At 72.0% G+C, this 15,771-nt stretch carries 14 protein-coding genes and 1 pseudogene; 8 read left to right on the forward strand and 7 right to left on the reverse strand.

Annotated features, from left to right (window positions below; genetic code table 11):
* The first annotated feature begins 106 nt into the window (after positions 1 to 106).
* Positions 107 to 1,129, forward strand: coding sequence for a D-2-hydroxyacid dehydrogenase family protein (locus tag ACWD10_RS19710; RefSeq protein WP_451092586.1), 1,023 nt, complete (start codon positions 107 to 109; stop codon positions 1,127 to 1,129).
* A 67-nt stretch (positions 1,130 to 1,196) separates the two neighbouring features.
* Here the strand turns inward: ACWD10_RS19710 and ACWD10_RS19715 are convergent, their stop codons facing one another.
* Entirely contained in the window at positions 1,197 to 1,802 is a 606-nt protein-coding gene (locus tag ACWD10_RS19715) for an anthrone oxygenase family protein (protein ID WP_451092588.1), read from the reverse strand.
* Positions 1,803 to 1,808: 6 nt separating this feature from the next.
* Here ACWD10_RS19715 and ACWD10_RS19720 point away from each other — a divergent pair.
* Together ACWD10_RS19720 and ACWD10_RS19725 are read left to right on the forward strand one after the other, a co-directional pair.
* Positions 1,809 to 2,523: pseudogene (locus tag ACWD10_RS19720) on the forward strand (uridine kinase).
* Between the two features lie 111 nt (positions 2,524 to 2,634).
* Entirely contained in the window at positions 2,635 to 3,054 is a 420-nt protein-coding gene (locus tag ACWD10_RS19725) for a CBS domain-containing protein (protein ID WP_451092590.1), read from the forward strand.
* A 178-nt stretch (positions 3,055 to 3,232) separates the two neighbouring features.
* On the opposite strand, the gene ACWD10_RS19730 is transcribed toward ACWD10_RS19725, so the two are convergent.
* The 3 genes from ACWD10_RS19730 to ACWD10_RS19740 all read right to left on the reverse strand — a co-directional run bounded on the left by ACWD10_RS19730 (position 3,233) and on the right by ACWD10_RS19740 (position 6,018).
* Positions 3,233 to 4,063 (reverse strand): methyltransferase domain-containing protein, encoded by an 831-nt coding sequence (locus ACWD10_RS19730; RefSeq protein WP_451092592.1) that lies wholly within the window; start codon positions 4,061 to 4,063, stop codon positions 3,233 to 3,235.
* Positions 4,064 to 4,138: 75 nt separating this feature from the next.
* Positions 4,139 to 5,116: a carbohydrate kinase family protein gene (locus ACWD10_RS19735; protein WP_451092594.1), complete on the reverse strand. Its 978-nt coding sequence runs from the start codon at positions 5,114 to 5,116 to the stop codon at positions 4,139 to 4,141.
* A complete protein-coding gene (locus tag ACWD10_RS19740) occupies positions 5,113 to 6,018 on the reverse strand; it encodes a pseudouridine-5'-phosphate glycosidase (protein ID WP_451092596.1) in 906 nt (301 codons plus the stop codon). The genes ACWD10_RS19735 and ACWD10_RS19740 overlap by 4 nt, the downstream gene beginning before the upstream one ends.
* Positions 6,019 to 6,130: 112 nt before the next feature.
* On the opposite strand from ACWD10_RS19740, the gene ACWD10_RS19745 reads away from it, so the two are divergent.
* A complete protein-coding gene (locus tag ACWD10_RS19745; protein ID WP_451092598.1) occupies positions 6,131 to 6,607 on the forward strand; it encodes a VOC family protein in 477 nt (158 codons plus the stop codon).
* Here the strand turns inward: ACWD10_RS19745 and ACWD10_RS19750 are convergent.
* The 3 genes from ACWD10_RS19750 to ACWD10_RS19760 all read right to left on the reverse strand — a co-directional run bounded on the left by ACWD10_RS19750 (position 6,587) and on the right by ACWD10_RS19760 (position 9,487).
* Positions 6,587 to 7,852, reverse strand: coding sequence for an MFS transporter (locus ACWD10_RS19750; protein WP_451092704.1), 1,266 nt, complete (start codon positions 7,850 to 7,852; stop codon positions 6,587 to 6,589). The two genes, ACWD10_RS19745 and ACWD10_RS19750, sit on opposite strands and share 21 nt — an antisense overlap.
* A 127-nt stretch (positions 7,853 to 7,979) precedes the next feature.
* A complete protein-coding gene (locus tag ACWD10_RS19755) occupies positions 7,980 to 8,543 on the reverse strand; it encodes a methylated-DNA--[protein]-cysteine S-methyltransferase (RefSeq protein WP_451092599.1) in 564 nt (187 codons plus the stop codon).
* A gap of 65 nt (positions 8,544 to 8,608) precedes the next feature.
* Positions 8,609 to 9,487 (reverse strand): glycerophosphodiester phosphodiesterase, encoded by an 879-nt coding sequence (locus ACWD10_RS19760; RefSeq protein ID WP_451092600.1) that lies wholly within the window; start codon positions 9,485 to 9,487, stop codon positions 8,609 to 8,611.
* A 273-nt stretch (positions 9,488 to 9,760) separates the two neighbouring features.
* Here ACWD10_RS19760 and ACWD10_RS19765 point away from each other — a divergent pair, with 273 nt between their 5' ends.
* From ACWD10_RS19765 to ACWD10_RS19780, 4 genes are all read left to right on the forward strand, one after another.
* A complete protein-coding gene (locus ACWD10_RS19765; protein ID WP_451092601.1) occupies positions 9,761 to 10,579 on the forward strand; it encodes an MHYT domain-containing protein in 819 nt (272 codons plus the stop codon).
* 84 nt (positions 10,580 to 10,663) lie between these two features.
* Positions 10,664 to 12,814 carry an excinuclease ABC subunit UvrB gene (uvrB, locus tag ACWD10_RS19770; protein WP_451092602.1) on the forward strand — a complete coding sequence of 717 codons (2,151 nt, stop codon included), beginning with the start codon at positions 10,664 to 10,666 and terminating at the stop codon, positions 12,812 to 12,814.
* A gap of 156 nt (positions 12,815 to 12,970) precedes the next feature.
* Entirely contained in the window at positions 12,971 to 13,549 is a 579-nt protein-coding gene (locus tag ACWD10_RS19775; RefSeq protein WP_451092603.1) for a TerD family protein, read from the forward strand.
* A gap of 117 nt (positions 13,550 to 13,666) precedes the next feature.
* Positions 13,667 to 15,754 carry a TerD family protein gene (locus ACWD10_RS19780; protein ID WP_451092604.1) on the forward strand — a complete coding sequence of 696 codons (2,088 nt, stop codon included), beginning with the start codon at positions 13,667 to 13,669 and terminating at the stop codon, positions 15,752 to 15,754.
* Positions 15,755 to 15,771: the final 17 nt, after the last annotated feature.

Here is a 15,771-nt window from a genome sequence, read left to right on the forward strand (position 1 = left end):
TCCCATCTCCCCGGTCTTCGCGGGCCCTGGCACGGATACCCTGACCGCCGACGGAACGATCACGTCGCAGGGGAGGGCGCACGACGATGACCACGGACACACGACGATGACCACGGACAACGGCACCGGGAGCGGTGACGGAGCCACCACGACGCGTCCCGTGGCCGCCGGGCGGCTCCGGTGCACGGTGCTCGACGACTACCAGGGCGTCGCTCTCTCCGTCGCCGACTGGTCCCCGCTCGCGGACACCGTCGACGTACGGGTGGTACGCGAGTACCTGGCCGACGAGGCGACGGTGGCCGCACGGATCGCCGACTGCGAGATCGTCGTCATCATGCGCGAGCGCACCCCCTTCCCGGCCTCCCTGTTCGACCGGCTGCCGCGCCTTCGGCTGCTCATCACCTCCGGCATGCGCAACGCCGCCATCGACCTGGACGCCGCCGCGCGTCACGGCGTCACCGTCTGCGGCACGGCCAGCAACTCCGAGCCGCCCGCCGAGCTGACCTGGGCGCTGATCCTCGGCCTCGCCCGCCATGTGCTTCAGGAGGGCGGCGCCCTGCGCAGCGGTGGCCCCTGGCAGAGCACCCTCGGCGCCGACCTGCACGGCCGCACCCTCGGCCTGATCGGGCTCGGCAAGATCGGCACCAAGGTCGCCCGGGTCGGTCAGGCCTTCGGCATGGAAGTGACCGCCTGGAGTCAGAACTTGACCGCCGAGCGGGCCGCCGCGGCCGACGTCCGGCTCGCCGCGAGCCTCGACGAGCTCCTGGAAACCAGCGATTTCGTCTCCGTCCACGTCCAGTTGAGCGACCGCACCCGCGGGCTGCTCGGCGCCGAACAGCTGCGCCGGATGCGGACCACGGCGTATCTCGTGAACACCTCGCGGTCCGCGATCGTCGATCAGGACGCGCTGCTACGGGCGCTGCGCGAGGGCTGGATCGCGGGCGCGGGCGCCGACGTCTTCGACACCGAACCCCTGCCCGCCGCCCACCCGCTCCGCACCGCCCCGAACTTCCTCGGCCTGCCCCACCTCGGCTATGTCACGCGCCGGAACTACGAGGGCTACTTCCAGGGGGCGGTGGAGGACATCCAGGCGTATTTGGCCGGTACTCCGGTGCGGACGCTGGGCTGATTCCGGCACGGACGCCGGGTTGATGGCGCGGATGCCTGATTGATGGGGTGGGTGGCGTGGGTGGCGCTCACGCCGCCAGCGCAAGCACCAGTGCCGCGCACGCTGCCAACGACGCCCCCGCGCGCACGTGGTTCCAGGCCGTCCACCCCCGTATGAACTCCGCCCAGGGCTCGGCGCTCGCGTCCGCCTCCGGATCCAGCTTCGCCAGCGCCTCGTTACGCGGAATGTTCGCGGCCACGGTCACCCCGAACGAGCCGCACAGATACAGCCCGCAGCCGAGCAGCAGCTCCACCGTCCCCCTGTCCGGCCACAGGACGAGGGTCACCACAGCGACCACCACGCACAGCCCCGCCGTACCGACGAAGGCCGCGAGGAACAGCGGGTTGATGATCAGCACGTTCAACTTCTGCATCGCCGCGATGCCCTGGGCGGGCGGCAGCGCCGCGAAGGTCCGCATCACGGACGTCGAGAAGGCGAAGAACACCCCCGCGACCAGGCCGCAGCCGAGCGCGGTGAGCAGCACGAGCACGAAGTACGGTCCGTCGATCATCCCGCGTACCCCACATCCCCGTATCCCCCAAGTGCCCCCGATCCTGCCCCGCGCCGCGTGCCCCCACAACCGAATTGCGCCCGCCGCCCCGCCACAACGGCCCCGTGCGCGCCCCGGCATCATGGCCCCGTGCGACTCGAACCGATCACCTGGGAGCGGCTCACCGAGGCACTCGCCGACCGGCTGCTCGAGCTGAAACCGGACGACGGGAGTCCGTGGCCGCGGGTCGCCGTGGACGGGGCCCCGGCCGCCGCTACCGGCGAGCTCGCCCGGCGTCTGGCCGACGCGCTGCGGCCGCGCGGCCGGTCCGGCCTGGTGGTCGGCACGGAGGGCTTTCTGCGGCCGACCTCGCTGCGGTACGAGTACGGGCACCGGGACCCCGATACGTACTACGACGGCTGGTTCGACACGGGCGCCCTGTGGCGGGAGGTCTTCGGGCCCCTCGACCCCGGCGGCACCGGCCGGGTCCTGCCCGACCTGTGGGACCCGCTCGCCGACCGCGCCACCCGTTCCCCGTACGCCGAACTCCCGCCCGGTGGCGTCCTGTTGCTGCACGGGCCGCTGCTTCTGGGCCGCTGGTTCCCGTTCGACCTCACCGTGCACGTACGACTCTCCGAGGGCGCCCTGCGCCGCCCGCCCGTCTCCCACCACCACCCTCAACCGAGGCGCTCCGCGCCACCCCTCTTGATGTACCGCGGCCGACGAGCAGTGGACCCTGCCCGCGTTCGCACGCTACGAGCGCGAGGTGGGACCGGCCGAGGTGGCCGATGTGGTGGTCCGCGCCGACGACCCGCGCCGCCCGGCCTGGAGCGGCTTCCGGCCGCCCGGTCCTCACGGAGGGTAGCCGCGGACGCGCGCGGGTGCGGGGTGTCCGACACGAGACGAAAATGGGAGCCGCCGGTACCCGCGGCGCCACCGTGCCGCACCCCTCGTCCGGCTCTTTGGGAGGTACGTCATGACCACCGCCGGAGAAATCATGCACCGCGGGGCCCAGTGGATCCCCGCACACGAAACCGTGGAGCGCGCGGCGCAGATGATGCGCGACCTCAAAGTAGGCGCGTTGCCGATCAGCGACGAGAACGAGCGCCTCTGCGGCATCCTCACCGACCGTGACATCGTCGTCGAATGCGTGGCCATGGGCCGCGACTGTTCGCAGACCACCGCGGGCGAATTGGCCCACGGCACCCCGCGCTGGATCGAATCCAACGCCGATGTGGGTGAGGTCCTGGAGGAGATGAAGAGCCACCAGATCCGCCGGCTCCCCGTGATCGAGAACAAGAAGCTGGTCGGCATGATCAGCGAGGCCGACCTGGCCAGCCACCTGACGCATGACCAGATCGCGGACTGGGCGGAGCGCGTCTACGCCACCAGCTGAGGGCCTGTTGAAGGCTCTCAGGCCTGTCTGGGCCTATGGGTCTATCTGGGCCTGTCTGGGTCTGCCTGCGGCCTGTCCGGTCCGATCGGACGCATCCGGTCCGAGGGGCGGGACCGGGGAAGCGAAAGCTCCCTCCGGCCCCGCCCCGTAACCCGTTCGGCCTCGTACGCCCAGCCCTTCAGCCCTTGCGGCCCCACACCGACACCATCGGCGCCACGGCGAGATCGAGCCCGCCCGCGGCCACCCGCGCGAGATGCCGGTCGATATCGGCTGCCGAGGCGAACCCCTCGGCCACGAGCCGGTCCCGCGCCTTGCCGACCGTCTCGGCCTCAAGATCCGCACACGCCGCCGTGCCCAGCGGGAAGTGCACATCGGCCGCCACCTGTTTGAGCCCCGCCGCGCGCACGAGGCGCGGCAGCTTGCGCCCGTACGCCAGGTCGGTGCCCCGCTCCGCGCGCAGCGCGCGCAGGCCGTTCCGCAGCCGGTTGGCCAACCGCTCGTCGGGGCCGTGCTCATCGGGGCAGGCCAGCGGCTGGAGCGCGGTGTCGGTGTCCTCGACGAGCAGCCGTCCGCCGGGGCGGAGCGCCCGGATCATCGACCGCAACGCCCGTTCCTGGTCGGTGACATGGGCAAGGACGAGCCGGGCGTACACCAGGTCGAAGCCCTCGCCGGGCGGTTCGTCGGTCGCGATGTCATGCCGTACGACCGTGACCGGGTGCCGGGCCGCGGCGCTCGCCCGCGTGGTGTCGAGGTCGGTGCGGAGCACCTGCCCGGTGGCGCCGACCCGCTTGGCCAGCCAGTCGAGAACGGAGGTGCCGCCCGCGCCCACTTCCCAGCAGCGCCAGCCGGGGACGACCCCGAGCCGTTCGAGGTGGCGGAAGGTGGTCGGGTCGAAGAGGGCGGCGAGCGGGTCGAAGCGCCGGCCGGACCCGCCCTGGCCCGTCGTGTAGGTGTGGCCGGACTGGTCCGTTCGGCGGGGACCGAGGAGATAGCCGTCGATTCGCGTCATGCCGAGATCATTCCATTTCATCCCGATTTGATACGGCGCATCGCGGCGCCCGACGCCGAATCTCCCTGCCCCGGATCACCGGTCCGGTGGCCGCCCGCCGGGCTGCCCCACCGCCCGGGCCCCGGCGCGGCACCCCTCGGTGGCCGCCTCCGCCGCCCCGGACCCGGCGAGCGTGGCGGCGAGGAAGGCGCCGGTGAACGCGTCGCCCGCGCCTGTCGTGTCGCGTGCCGTCATGGGCACCGCGGGTACCGGCACGGGCGGTTCGCCCCGGCGGCACACAAGTGCGCCCGCCGCCCCCTGCTTGACCACGACGAGGGGGAAGCGGTGGGCCAGGCGCGCCCCGGCGTCCGCAGCGTCCCCGGCAGCCGCGGCGTGCGCAGCGTCCCCGGCGTGCGCAGCGTCCCCGGCGTCCCCGGGGTCCGCGAGGCCGGTGAGCAGGGTGGCCTCGTCCCGGCTCGGCAGCAGCACCTCGGCCCCCGCCACGGCGTCCAGGAACCGCTCCACCCCGAGCTCCGCCAGGAACCCCGCCGACGCCGGGTCCACGCTGACCGGCACTCCCCGCGCGCGTGCCGCCGCCATCGCCACCGCGGCAAGCGCCCGGCTCGGCTCCGCGAAGAACAGATAGCCGGACAGGTGCAGCCATCCGACGCCGTCGAGCAGCCCGTCCGACCAGTCGCCGGGCGCGAGGCGGAGCACCGCGCCGCTGTCGGTCAGAAAGGTCCGCTCGGCCCCGGCCCCGGCGTCCACCAGGCAGACCACGGTGCCGGTCGGCGCCTCCCGGTCGACGACGAGGCGGGGCGCCACGCCCGCGTCGCGCAGCGCCCGCTCGTGCCAGGCCGCCGACTCGGCGCCGACCCGCCCCAGGAGACGTACGTCCGTACTGCCCCAATGCGCCGCCCAGCAGGCCGCGTTGGCGCCCGCGCCGCCGGGGAGCAGCCGGATCTCCGCGGCCGTGTCGGTGCCCGTGGTGAGCGGCTTGGCGTGCCGTGCCACGACGTCCGTGACGACGTCCCCGACGACGAGCAGCCCGCGCCCCCCTGCCGCTGTCGTCACGCCGCCGACCGGGCCGACGCGATGCGTGCGGCGAGGCGTACGTTGCCGCGTACCGCCGCCAGATTGGCGCGCAGCGAGGCGCCGTCCGTGTGCCGTACGAGATGGTCGAGCAGGAACGGTGTGACGGCCTGGCCCGTGACCCCGGCCGCCGCGCACGCGCGCAGCGCCTCGTCGAGCACGCGCGCGTGCAGCTGGGGATCGAGCTGCTCGGACTCGGGTACGGGGTTGGCGACGACGAGCGCCGACTCGGGGCCACCGAGCGTGTCCTGGGCGCCGAGTACCGCGGCGACCTGTTCCGGGGTGTCGAGGGTCCAGTCCACGCGATGGCCGGAGTCGGCGAGATAGAAGCCCGGGAAGCGGTCGGTCCGGTAGCCCGCGACGGCCACGCCGAGCGTCTCCAGGCGCTGGAGCGTCGCCGGTACGTCCAGGATCGACTTGACGCCCGCGCACACCACGGCGATCCGGGTCCGGGCGAGCAGGCCCAGGTCCGCGGACTCGTCCTGGGTGGTGGTCCATTCCCGGTGGACCCCGCCCAGACCCCCGGTCGCGAAGACCCGGATCCCGGCGCGTGCCGCCAGGAACGCCGTGGCCGACACCGTCGTCGCCCCGCTCGCGCCGGTCGCGAGCGCGAGCGCCAGATCGCGGTGGCCCAGCTTCCGGATGGCGTCCTCGTGCGCGACCCGTTCCAGCTGCTCCTTGTCGAGCCCGACCCTGGCGCGGCCGTCGAGTACGGCGACGGTCGCCGGAACGGCGCCTTCCTGGCGTACGAGCGACTCGAGTTCCAGGGCCACTTGGAGGTTGCGCGGGCGCGGCAGGCCGTGCGCGATGATCGTCGATTCGAGCGCCACGACGGGCCGCCCCGCCGCGATCGCCTCCCGTACCTCTTCGGATGCCACCAGCATGTGAAGCCTCCTGTCGCCGCGGTCCGCGCGCACCTGCCTACATCCCTGGCGGGCGTGGCCCCTGGGCAAACCCCTGTTGCGTACCGGGCGGCCGGGCAGCAGCCTGAGGCCCATGACGGACACGGACAGCACACACGGCACACACGGCACGCGTTTCGACCACATCGTCCTGTGGGTGAGCGACCCGGTCGCCGCCGCGGAGTTCTACGAGAAGGCGGTCGGCCTGACCCCGCTCCGGGTGCGCGAGTACGCGGACGGCAAGGTGGCCTTTCCTTCAGTACGGCTCAACGACGAGACGATCTTCGATCTGGCGCCGCCGGAGATGGCGGCGCGCATGCAGATGCTCCCGGGCGCCGAGGCGAGCGCGGGCCACCCGGTCAACCACATCTGCATCGCCCTGGACGCCGCGGAGTTCACGGCCCTGCACAGCCGCCTCGGCGACCGCGGCGTTCCGCGCTCCGACCTCAGCGAGGGCCTCTTCGGGGCCCGCGGCCCCGCGGTGCGCGGCTTCTACTTCCGGGACCCGGACGGCAACATCATCGAGGCCCGTACGTACGACGCCGAGGCGTCAGCTCCGTCCGGAGGCTGACGGCGCACCGGCCCGATTCCGCACCGCCGAAAGCAGCGCGACCCCCGCCAGCGGAAGCAGCAACAGCGCCGCCGCCAGGTTCAGCCACCCGTAACTCGCCCGTGCCACCACGATCCCGGCGACGACGCCACCGATGCCCGCCGCGGCGTTCATGGTCAGGTCGGAGAGGCCCTGCGCGGCGGCGCGCGCGGGCTCCGGCACCGAGTCGGTGAGCAGCGCGGACCCGGCGACGAGCCCTGCCGACCAGCCGAGGCCGAGCAGGAAGAGACCGGCGGCGGTCCGGGCGTGGTGCGGGCCCGCGGTGCCCGCGAGCAGCGCCGCGCAGCCCAACAGTCCGACGGACAGGCCGATGACGGCGTACCGCCCGAACCGGTCGGAGAGCCAGCCCATCACCGGCGAGAACGCGTACATGCCCGCGATATGGCCGCTGATGACCAGGCCGATCAGATCGATGCTCGCGCCGTGGTGGCCGAGGTCCACGGGCGTCATCGCCATGATCGAGACCATGACGGTGTGCGACACGGCCACCGTGGCGAGGGCCAGCCGGGCCCGCGGCGAGGCGGCGACGGCCGCGGCCCCGGCGCGCAGCGACCGACCCTGGGGCGACTCGTCCTCGTCGGCCCGCAGTGCCCGGGCGGTCAGCAGCGGATCGGGCCGCAGGAGTACGGCGACGAGGACCGCCGAGACCAGGAACACCCCGGCCGCCCACAGGAACGGCCCCGAGGCCTCGGGCAGCCCGAGCCCGGTGACGCTGCGTCCCGCGGGCGCCGCGATATTGGGTCCGAGGACCGCGCCGATGGTGGTGGCCCAGACCACGTTGGAGATGGCCCGGGCGCGCCGCTGCGGCTCGGCGAGGTCCGCGGCCGCGAACCGGGCCTGCAGATTCGCGGACGAGGCGGCACCGAACCCGGCCATGCCGACGAGCAGCAGCGGGAAGTTCCCGACGGCGGCGGCGAGCACGGCGACGCCCGCTCCGGCCGCGCCGATGAGATAGGCGAGGACCAGCCCGGCCCTGCGGCCGCGCCGGGTCATCAGGGCGGCCAGCGGCATCGACAGGAGCGCGGTACCGGTCACGGTCGCGGTGGGCGCGAGCCCGGAGAGCGCCTCGGTACCGCTGACCTGCTTGCCGAGCACGGCGGCGAGCGCGATGCCGGTCGCGACGCCGAGGCCGCCGAGTATCTGGCTCGCGATCAGTACGGCGGAGATACGGCGGCGCAGCGCGGGCAGTTGCCCGGGGTCGGGCAGCCCGGCGGCGTCGGCGGAGCCGGTGGATATGCGGGAGCGGTCGGTGGCGGTCACCGGCGCAGTGTGCCAGCCGCGCGCCGTACTTGAACATGGGATATCGGGGCGCGTACGTGACGGGGCGGCGCGGTCAGAACAACGGCTCCGGCAGCACCCCCTCGAGCGCGAGCAGCTTCCGCTTGGTCTCCAGGCCGCCGCCGAACCCGCCGATGCCGCCGTCGCTCTCGACCACGCGGTGGCACGGCACCACGATCGGCAGCGGGTTCGCCCCCATCGCCAGGCCCACCGCCTGCGCCGCGTCCGGCTGGCCGACCCGCCGCGCGAGGTCGCCGTACCCGACGACCGTGCCGTAGGGCACATCGGCGTACAGGGCCCGCAGCACCTCGCGGTGGAACCCGGTGACCAGGGTCCAGTCGAGGTCCAGCGTGAAGTCCCGCAGCTCGCCCGCGAAGTAGGCGGCGAGCAGGCGTATCGGCTCGGCGAGCCGGGGCGACGCGGGCGCCTCGGACACCTCGCCGCCGAACCGGGACGCGAGGTGGTCGACGACCTTGTCCCGCACGGCGGCGTCGGCGTGGAACGCGACCTTCACCAGGCCGCTCGGGGTGGCGGCGAGCAGCAGCGGGCCGATGTCGCTGCCGACGACGGTCCACTCGACAGCCGGGCCGGAGTGTTGCGGATCACGGTTGGTGTTCACGCCGACCACGGTACGGCCGGGCACTGACAACAGCGCCCGGCCGCGGATTCCGTACGGTCTGCGGCTCAGTTGCGCAGCGCGCTGCGGACGACGTCGGGCCGGTTGGTGATGATGCCGTCGACGCCGAAGTCGGCGGCGCGGCGGGCGGAATGGGCGGTGTCGATGGTCCAGGTGAAGATCTCAAGGGGCTTGCCGTGCGGGCCGGTCTCCGCGTGGATCGCGTCGACGTAGTCCTCGGAGATCGTGGTGTGCCGCGAGTTGATCTGATCGGCGAACTTCGCGAACTCGGGCAGCTCGGCGGCGGCCGGGGTGCCGAGGAAGCCGGTCTTGATGTCCGGGCGCCGCGCGTGCACGGACTTCACGCTGTCCGCGCTGAAGCTCTGGATGACCAGCTTGCTGCGGACGTGGTGCTGGTCGAGCCAGCCGGTGTGGTTGAGCACCCGGAGGGTGTCCTTCTCGATGCCCGGGTAGAGCTCCGGCTTCTTGATCTCCAGGACGAGCTTCTGGTGGTTGTGCGAGACCCGGTTCATGTACTGCGTCAGGGTCGGCACGCGCGCGCCCGCGTACTTGGCGTCGAACCAGCTGCCCGCGTCCAGCTTCGCGATCTCGGCGGCCGTGAAGTCCGCCACATTCCAGGGTGCCCGGTCGGGGAAGACCTCCTCGACGTTCGTGGTCCGCGCCAGCGTCGGGTCGTGCATGATGACGAGCTCGCCGTCCTTGGTGCGCTGGACGTCGTTCTCGACCCAGCGGAACCCCATGTCCCGGGCCTTGTCGATGGCTTCGAGGGTGTTCTCGGGCGCGTAGGCGGAGGCACCGCGGTGCGCCACGACGAGTGGTCTGTCGGTCTCGGTGTCCTGTGCGGCGGCTGGAGCGGCGGCGGAGAGAAGGAGTGTGCCAACACCCGCGAGAGCGGCGGCGGTTGCTGCGGCGGGACGTGCGTACACGTGAACTCCTCTGATCGGCGGATCGGCGGATCACAGACCCGATCGAGGGTGACAGTCACATGCCAACGAGAGACAGGCGCAGGATGGCCACAGGCTGAACGGAGTTGACCCGGTATCTTCGCATGCCGTTCACTACCGGGATTCTTTGCCGAAAAATCGCTCGTACGTTCCTCAGGGGTCCATAATCTCTGCTCAACCGCGTCCGTCCGCGGCGGGCGCAGCACGGGGGCTCCGCGAACATTTGCTGATCGATACGGTGGAGGGCTGCCGGGCATGCAGGGCACGGTCGACGGATTCAGCTACGGGCTCGTGACGCCCGTGGTGGCGTACCTCATGGCCTGCCTGGGGGGCGCGCTCGGACTGCGCTGCACGGCCCGCGCCCTGCTCGTGGCGGACTCCTGGCGGCCCGCCTGGCTCGCGCTCGGCTCGGCCGCGATCGGATCCGGAATCTGGACCATGCACTTCATCGCCATGATGGGCTTCACCGTGGCGGAGACCCCGGTCCACTACGACGTCCCGACCACCTTCGCCAGCCTGGGCGTCGCGATCCTCATGGTCGGCATCGGCATCTTCATCGTGGGCTACCGCGGCGCCACCGTCATGGCCCTGTTCACCGGGGGCACCATCACCGGTCTGGGGGTCGCTTCCATGCACTATCTGGGAATGGCCGGAATGCGTCTTCACGGGACGCTTCAGTACGACACATTCACTGTGTCCGTCTCCGTGGTGATTGCGATGGCGGCCGCGACGGTCGCGCTGTGGGCCGCCGTCCAGGTCCGGGGAATCATGTGGAGCCTGGGCGCCGCCCTCGTCATGGGGCTCGCCGTGAGCGGCATGCACTACATGGGGATGGCCGCCCTCAGCGTGGAGCTGCACCACACGAGCAGCATGCCGCCGGGGGAGTCGCCCGCCGAACTGCTCGCGCCCATGCTGATCGGTCCGCTCACCTTCCTGCTGCTCGCCGGGGTGGTGGTGATGTTCGACCCGCTGATGCTCGCGGCCCGCCGGGGCGGGCGGCGCCCCGCGGAGGGGCCCGTACGGGACCGGTCCGTCGCCGTGGGCGGCGGTCCGGGAAACCGCGCGCAGCGCTGAGCCACGGCGGCCGCGGGGCCCGCCGGCAGGTGGTGCGGGACGGATCCGGGCCCGGTTGTCAGTGGGGAGTCGTACGGTGGTTCCATGCGGCCCGATACCAAGATCCAACGCTCGGTGGCGCCCTTCGAGGTCGTCAGCCCCTACCAGCCAAGCGGTGACCAGCCGACGGCCATCGCCGACCTGGACCGACGCATCCGCGCAGGTGAGAAGGATGTCGTCCTGCTCGGCGCGACCGGAACCGGAAAGTCCGCCACCACCGCGTGGATGATCGAGAAGCTGCAGCGCCCCACCCTCGTGATGGCGCCCAACAAGACCCTGGCCGCCCAGCTGGCCAACGAATTCCGCGAGCTCCTGCCGAACAACGCGGTCGAGTACTTCGTCTCGTACTACGACTACTACCAGCCCGAGGCGTACGTCCCGCAGTCGGACACCTACATCGAGAAGGACTCCTCGATCAACGAGGAGGTGGAGCGGCTGCGCCACTCCGCGACCAACTCCCTGCTCACCCGCAGGGACGTCGTGGTGGTCGCCTCCGTCTCCTGCATCTACGGCCTCGGCACTCCGCAGGAGTACGTGGACCGGATGGTCAACCTCAAGGTCGGCGACGAGATCGACCGCGACCAGCTTCTGCGCCGCTTCGTCGACATCCAGTACACACGCAACGACATGGCGTTCACCCGCGGCACCTTCCGCGTCCGCGGCGACACCATCGAGATCTTCCCGGTCTACGAGGAACTCGCGGTCCGCATCGAGATGTTCGGCGACGAGATCGAGGCGCTCTCCACCCTGCACCCGCTCACCGGCGAGGTCATCAGCGACGACCAGCAGGTGTACGTCTTCCCGGCCACGCACTACGTCGCGGGCCCGGAGCGCATGGAGAAGGCGATCATCGGCATCGAGAAGGAGCTCGAGGAGCGCCTCGCCGAGCTGGAGAAGCAGGGCAAGATGCTCGAGGCCCAGCGCCTGCGCATGCGCACGACGTACGACATCGAGATGCTCCGCCAGATCGGCAGCTGCTCCGGCGTCGAGAACTACTCGATGCACTTCGACGGCCGCAGCCCCGGCACCCCGCCGCACACCCTGCTCGACTACTTCCCGGACGACTTCCTGCTCGTCCTCGACGAGTCGCACGTCACGGTGCCCCAGATCGGCGCCATGTACGAAGGCGACGCCTCCCGCAAGCGCACCCTCGTCGATCACGGCTTCCGGCTGCCCTCCGCGCTCGACAACCGCCCACTGAAGTGGGAGGAGTTCCTGGAGCGCACCGACCAGACCGTCTATCTGTCGGCCACCCCGGGCCCGTACGAACTCTCCCGCGGCGACGGGTACGTGGAGCAGATCATCCGCCCCACCGGCCTGGTCGACCCCGAGGTCGTGGTCAAGCCCACCGAGGGGCAGATCGACGACCTGGTGCACGAGATCCGCACCCGCACCGAGAAGGACGAGCGCGTCCTGGTCACGACGCTCACCAAGAAGATGGCCGAGGACCTCACGGACTACTTCCTCGAACTCGGCATCCAGGTCCGCTACTTGCACAGCGACGTCGACACGCTGCGCCGCGTCGAGCTCCTGCGCGAGCTGCGGTCCGGCGAGTTCGACGTCCTGGTCGGCATCAACCTGCTGCGCGAGGGCCTCGACCTGCCCGAGGTCTCCCTGGTGGCGATCCTCGACGCCGACAAGGAGGGCTTCCTGCGCTCCGGGACCTCCCTGATCCAGACCATCGGCCGCGCGGCGCGCAACGTCTCCGGCCAGGTCCATATGTACGCGGACAAGATCACCCCGGCGATGGAGAAGGCCATCGAGGAGACCAACCGCCGCCGGGCCAAGCAGATCGCGTACAACAAGGAGAACGGCATCGACCCGCAGCCGCTCCGCAAGAAGATCAACGACATCGTGGCCACCATCGCGCGCGAAGAGGTCGACACCGAACAGCTCCTCGGCACCGGATACCGCCAGGCCAAGGAGCCGAAGGCCGCCAAGGCCCCGGTCCCGGCACTGGGCTCGGAGAAGGCCAAGCCCGGCAAGGCCGCCAAGGCCGGTAAGGGCGCCAAGGCCGAAGCGGCGAAGCCGACCGACCGGCCCGCGGCCGAACTGGCCGAGCAGATCGAGGAGATGACCGAGCGGATGCGCGCCGCCGCCGCCGACCTCCAGTTCGAGATCGCCGCCCGGCTGCGCGACGAGGTGTCGGAGATGAAGAAGGAACTCCGGCAGATGAAGGAGGCGGGCATCGCCTGAGCGCCGATACGCGGAACCGAGCGCCGACACGCGGGCAGTGTTGCAAGAACGCCACAAATGGCGACCGGTGCGCGGCGGCGCCGTCGCCACTGCGTAGGGTTTCTGAACAACCGCCCGCGGGCGGAAGATTGAGCATGGTTCGAGAGGGGACAGCGCGTGTCGGTCAACATGACCAAGGGGCAGGCCATCAGCCTGCAGAAGAACGACGGGGGCACCCTGACCGCGGTGCGCATGGGTCTCGGCTGGCAGGCGGCGAAGCGCCGCGGCCTGTTCGGCTCACGGACGAAGGAGATCGACCTCGACGCCTCGGCCGTGCTCTTCGCGGACAAGCAGCCGGTGGACGTGGTGTTCTTCCGGCACCTCGTCAGCGATGACGGCTCGGTGCGGCACACCGGCGACAACCTCGTCGGCGGCGTGGGCCAGGGCGGTGACGACGAGGCGATCCTCGTCGACCTCCAGCGCGTCCCGGTCCACATCGACCAGATCGTCTTCACGGTGAACTCCTTCACCGGGCAGACCTTCGAAGAGGTGCAGAACGCCTTCTGCCGCCTCGTCGACGAGACCAACGGCGAGGAGCTGGCCCGCTACACCCTCGACGGCGGCGGTCAGTACACCGCCCAGATCATGGCGAAGGTGCACCGCGCCGGCTCCGGCTGGTCGATGACGGCCCTGGGCACCGCGGCCAACGGCCGTACCTTCCAGGACCTGATGCCGTCGATCCTGCCGCAGCTGTAGGTCCTGACGACAGGACCTGGGGACGGCACCCGCAGATCCACGGCCCCGGACCCGTACCCGGGCCACCGGCCACAGCACCGAGAGCACAGCGACACAGCGACAGGGGGACAAGGCGCGATGAAGGCCGAGCTGGTCCGGGGGCAGAACCATCTGCTGCCCCAGACCCGTCTGGAAATCCGGGTATCGGCCGGACAACCGGTGGTGGCGGGCGCCACGCTCAGCGACGACCAGGGCAAGGTGCGCGGCACCGATTGGGTCGCCCACCCGGGCGCGCACCGGCTGCCCGGACTCGAGGTCTCCCGGCAGGCGGCCGCCGACCACCGCCTCGCCGTCGACCTGGACGCCCTTCCCGAGAGCGTGGACCGGGTCAATGTGCTCCTCGCACTGCCCGTCGGCGTCGGCGGACCCGCCCAATTCGGCGCCGTGGCAGCGCCGTTCGTCGCCGTGACCGGTCTCGACGGCACCGAGGTCGCCAGCTACACGATCACCGATCTGGACACCGAGTCCGCGGTCGTCGCCGTCGAGCTCTACCGCAGGCGCGGCGACTGGAAGGTCCGCGCGGTCGGCCAGGGGTACGCCGGCGGCCTCGCCGACATGCTCAGCGACCAGGGCCTGCCCGGGGCCCGCGAGATCGCCACGGACATCCTCGACGCGGTCGCCGACGGCATGGCCCGCGCCGTCTCCGTACCACCGCCGCCCGCGCCGCGTACGGCCGAGGGGGATCGGGTGCGGCAGCCTGCGCCGGTCTCTGGGGCCGGAGCCGGGGCCGGGTCTGGTTCTGAGTCCGGGTCCGCTTCCGCTTCCGCTTCCGGCACGGAGGCTGGTGCGGCTGCGGAGGCGGGCGTGGAGCCTGCGGGCGCTGGTACGTCGGGGTCCGGCGCTGCGGTCAACGGCGCCTCGGGGACGGAAACGTCGGGCACGGGAACCCCGGACAGCACGGGAGCCCCGAGCACCGGCCCCATCAACTACACCCACCCCGCCCGCACACCCGCCGCGCCCCCGAAGCCCCCGACCACGGAGCCCGCCCACACGGCAGGGTCCACCGGCGCCACCGACCCCACAACACCCCCGACCCCGGTAGCCGGAGACGCCACCGGCTGGTCCATGGAAGAGCGGCTGTACAACCAGGTCTGGGGGATGTTCGAGGACCTGGCGCGCAGCACCGCCGCGTACCGCAGCGCCGTCGACTTCGCCGAGTCCCGCCTCGACCAGGAGCTCGACAAGGTCCTCGCCGACCCGGAGGCCCGCACCGGCGGCCACGGAGAGGCGGCCCGCGAGGCCGCCCGCGCCAAGCACACCGAGCTGACCGACCGGGCCAGGGCGGCACTCGACCGCGACCTCGCCCAGCTCACCGCGGAGGCCGAGGTCGTCGAACCGGCCCTGCCGCCGTCCTTCGCCGCCTGGGACAACCCGGTCTGGCATGCGTACCGCGTACCGATGGACACCCCGATGGCGCTGCGCCTCGGCGATCTGCATCTGCCGGAGTCCACCGAGCTGCGGATCCCGATGCTGGTCAGGCTGCCCCTGGAGCGCGGCCTGTGGATCGACAGCGGTCGCACGGCCTCCTCGGCCACCGCCTCGCTCGCCGACGGCGACGAACTGCGCCGCCTGGCCATGGACAACGCGGTGGCCCACGCCGCCCGCCTGCTCGCCGTCCACCCGCCCGGCGACTTCTCGGTGCACGTCATCGACCCCGCGGGCGCGGCCGCCTCCGCGCTCGCCCCGCTCGTCGACGCCGGGGTTCTCGCTGGGGAACCCGCCGCCGGCGCCGCGGGCGTCTCCGAGGTGCTCGCCCAACTCACCCGCCGGGTCGACCTCGTACAGATGGCGGTCCGTGGCGGAGCGCCGGACTCCCTGCCGTCGGACGTGGACACCGCCGAACAGCTCCTGATCGTCAACGACTTCCCGCACGGCTTCGACGACCGCGCGGTCACCCAGCTCCGCTACCTCGCGGACGAGGGCCCCTCCGTCGGCGTACACCTGATGATGGTCGCGGACCGCGAGGACGCCGCCGAGTTCGGCCCGGTGCTCGACCCACTGTGGCGCTCCCTGCTGCGGCTGACCCCGGTTCCGGACAGCCACCTGGCCGACCCGTGGGTGGGCCATGCCTGGACGTACGAGCCCGCGCTCACCCCGCCCGGCAGTGACGTACTGCACCAGGTCCTGGAGCGGGTCGCCGACGCCCGCCGCTCCTGGGGCCGCTGACCTGCCCTTTCGTCCAC

The sequence above is a fragment of the Streptomyces sp. NPDC002851 genome (assembly GCF_053591935.1).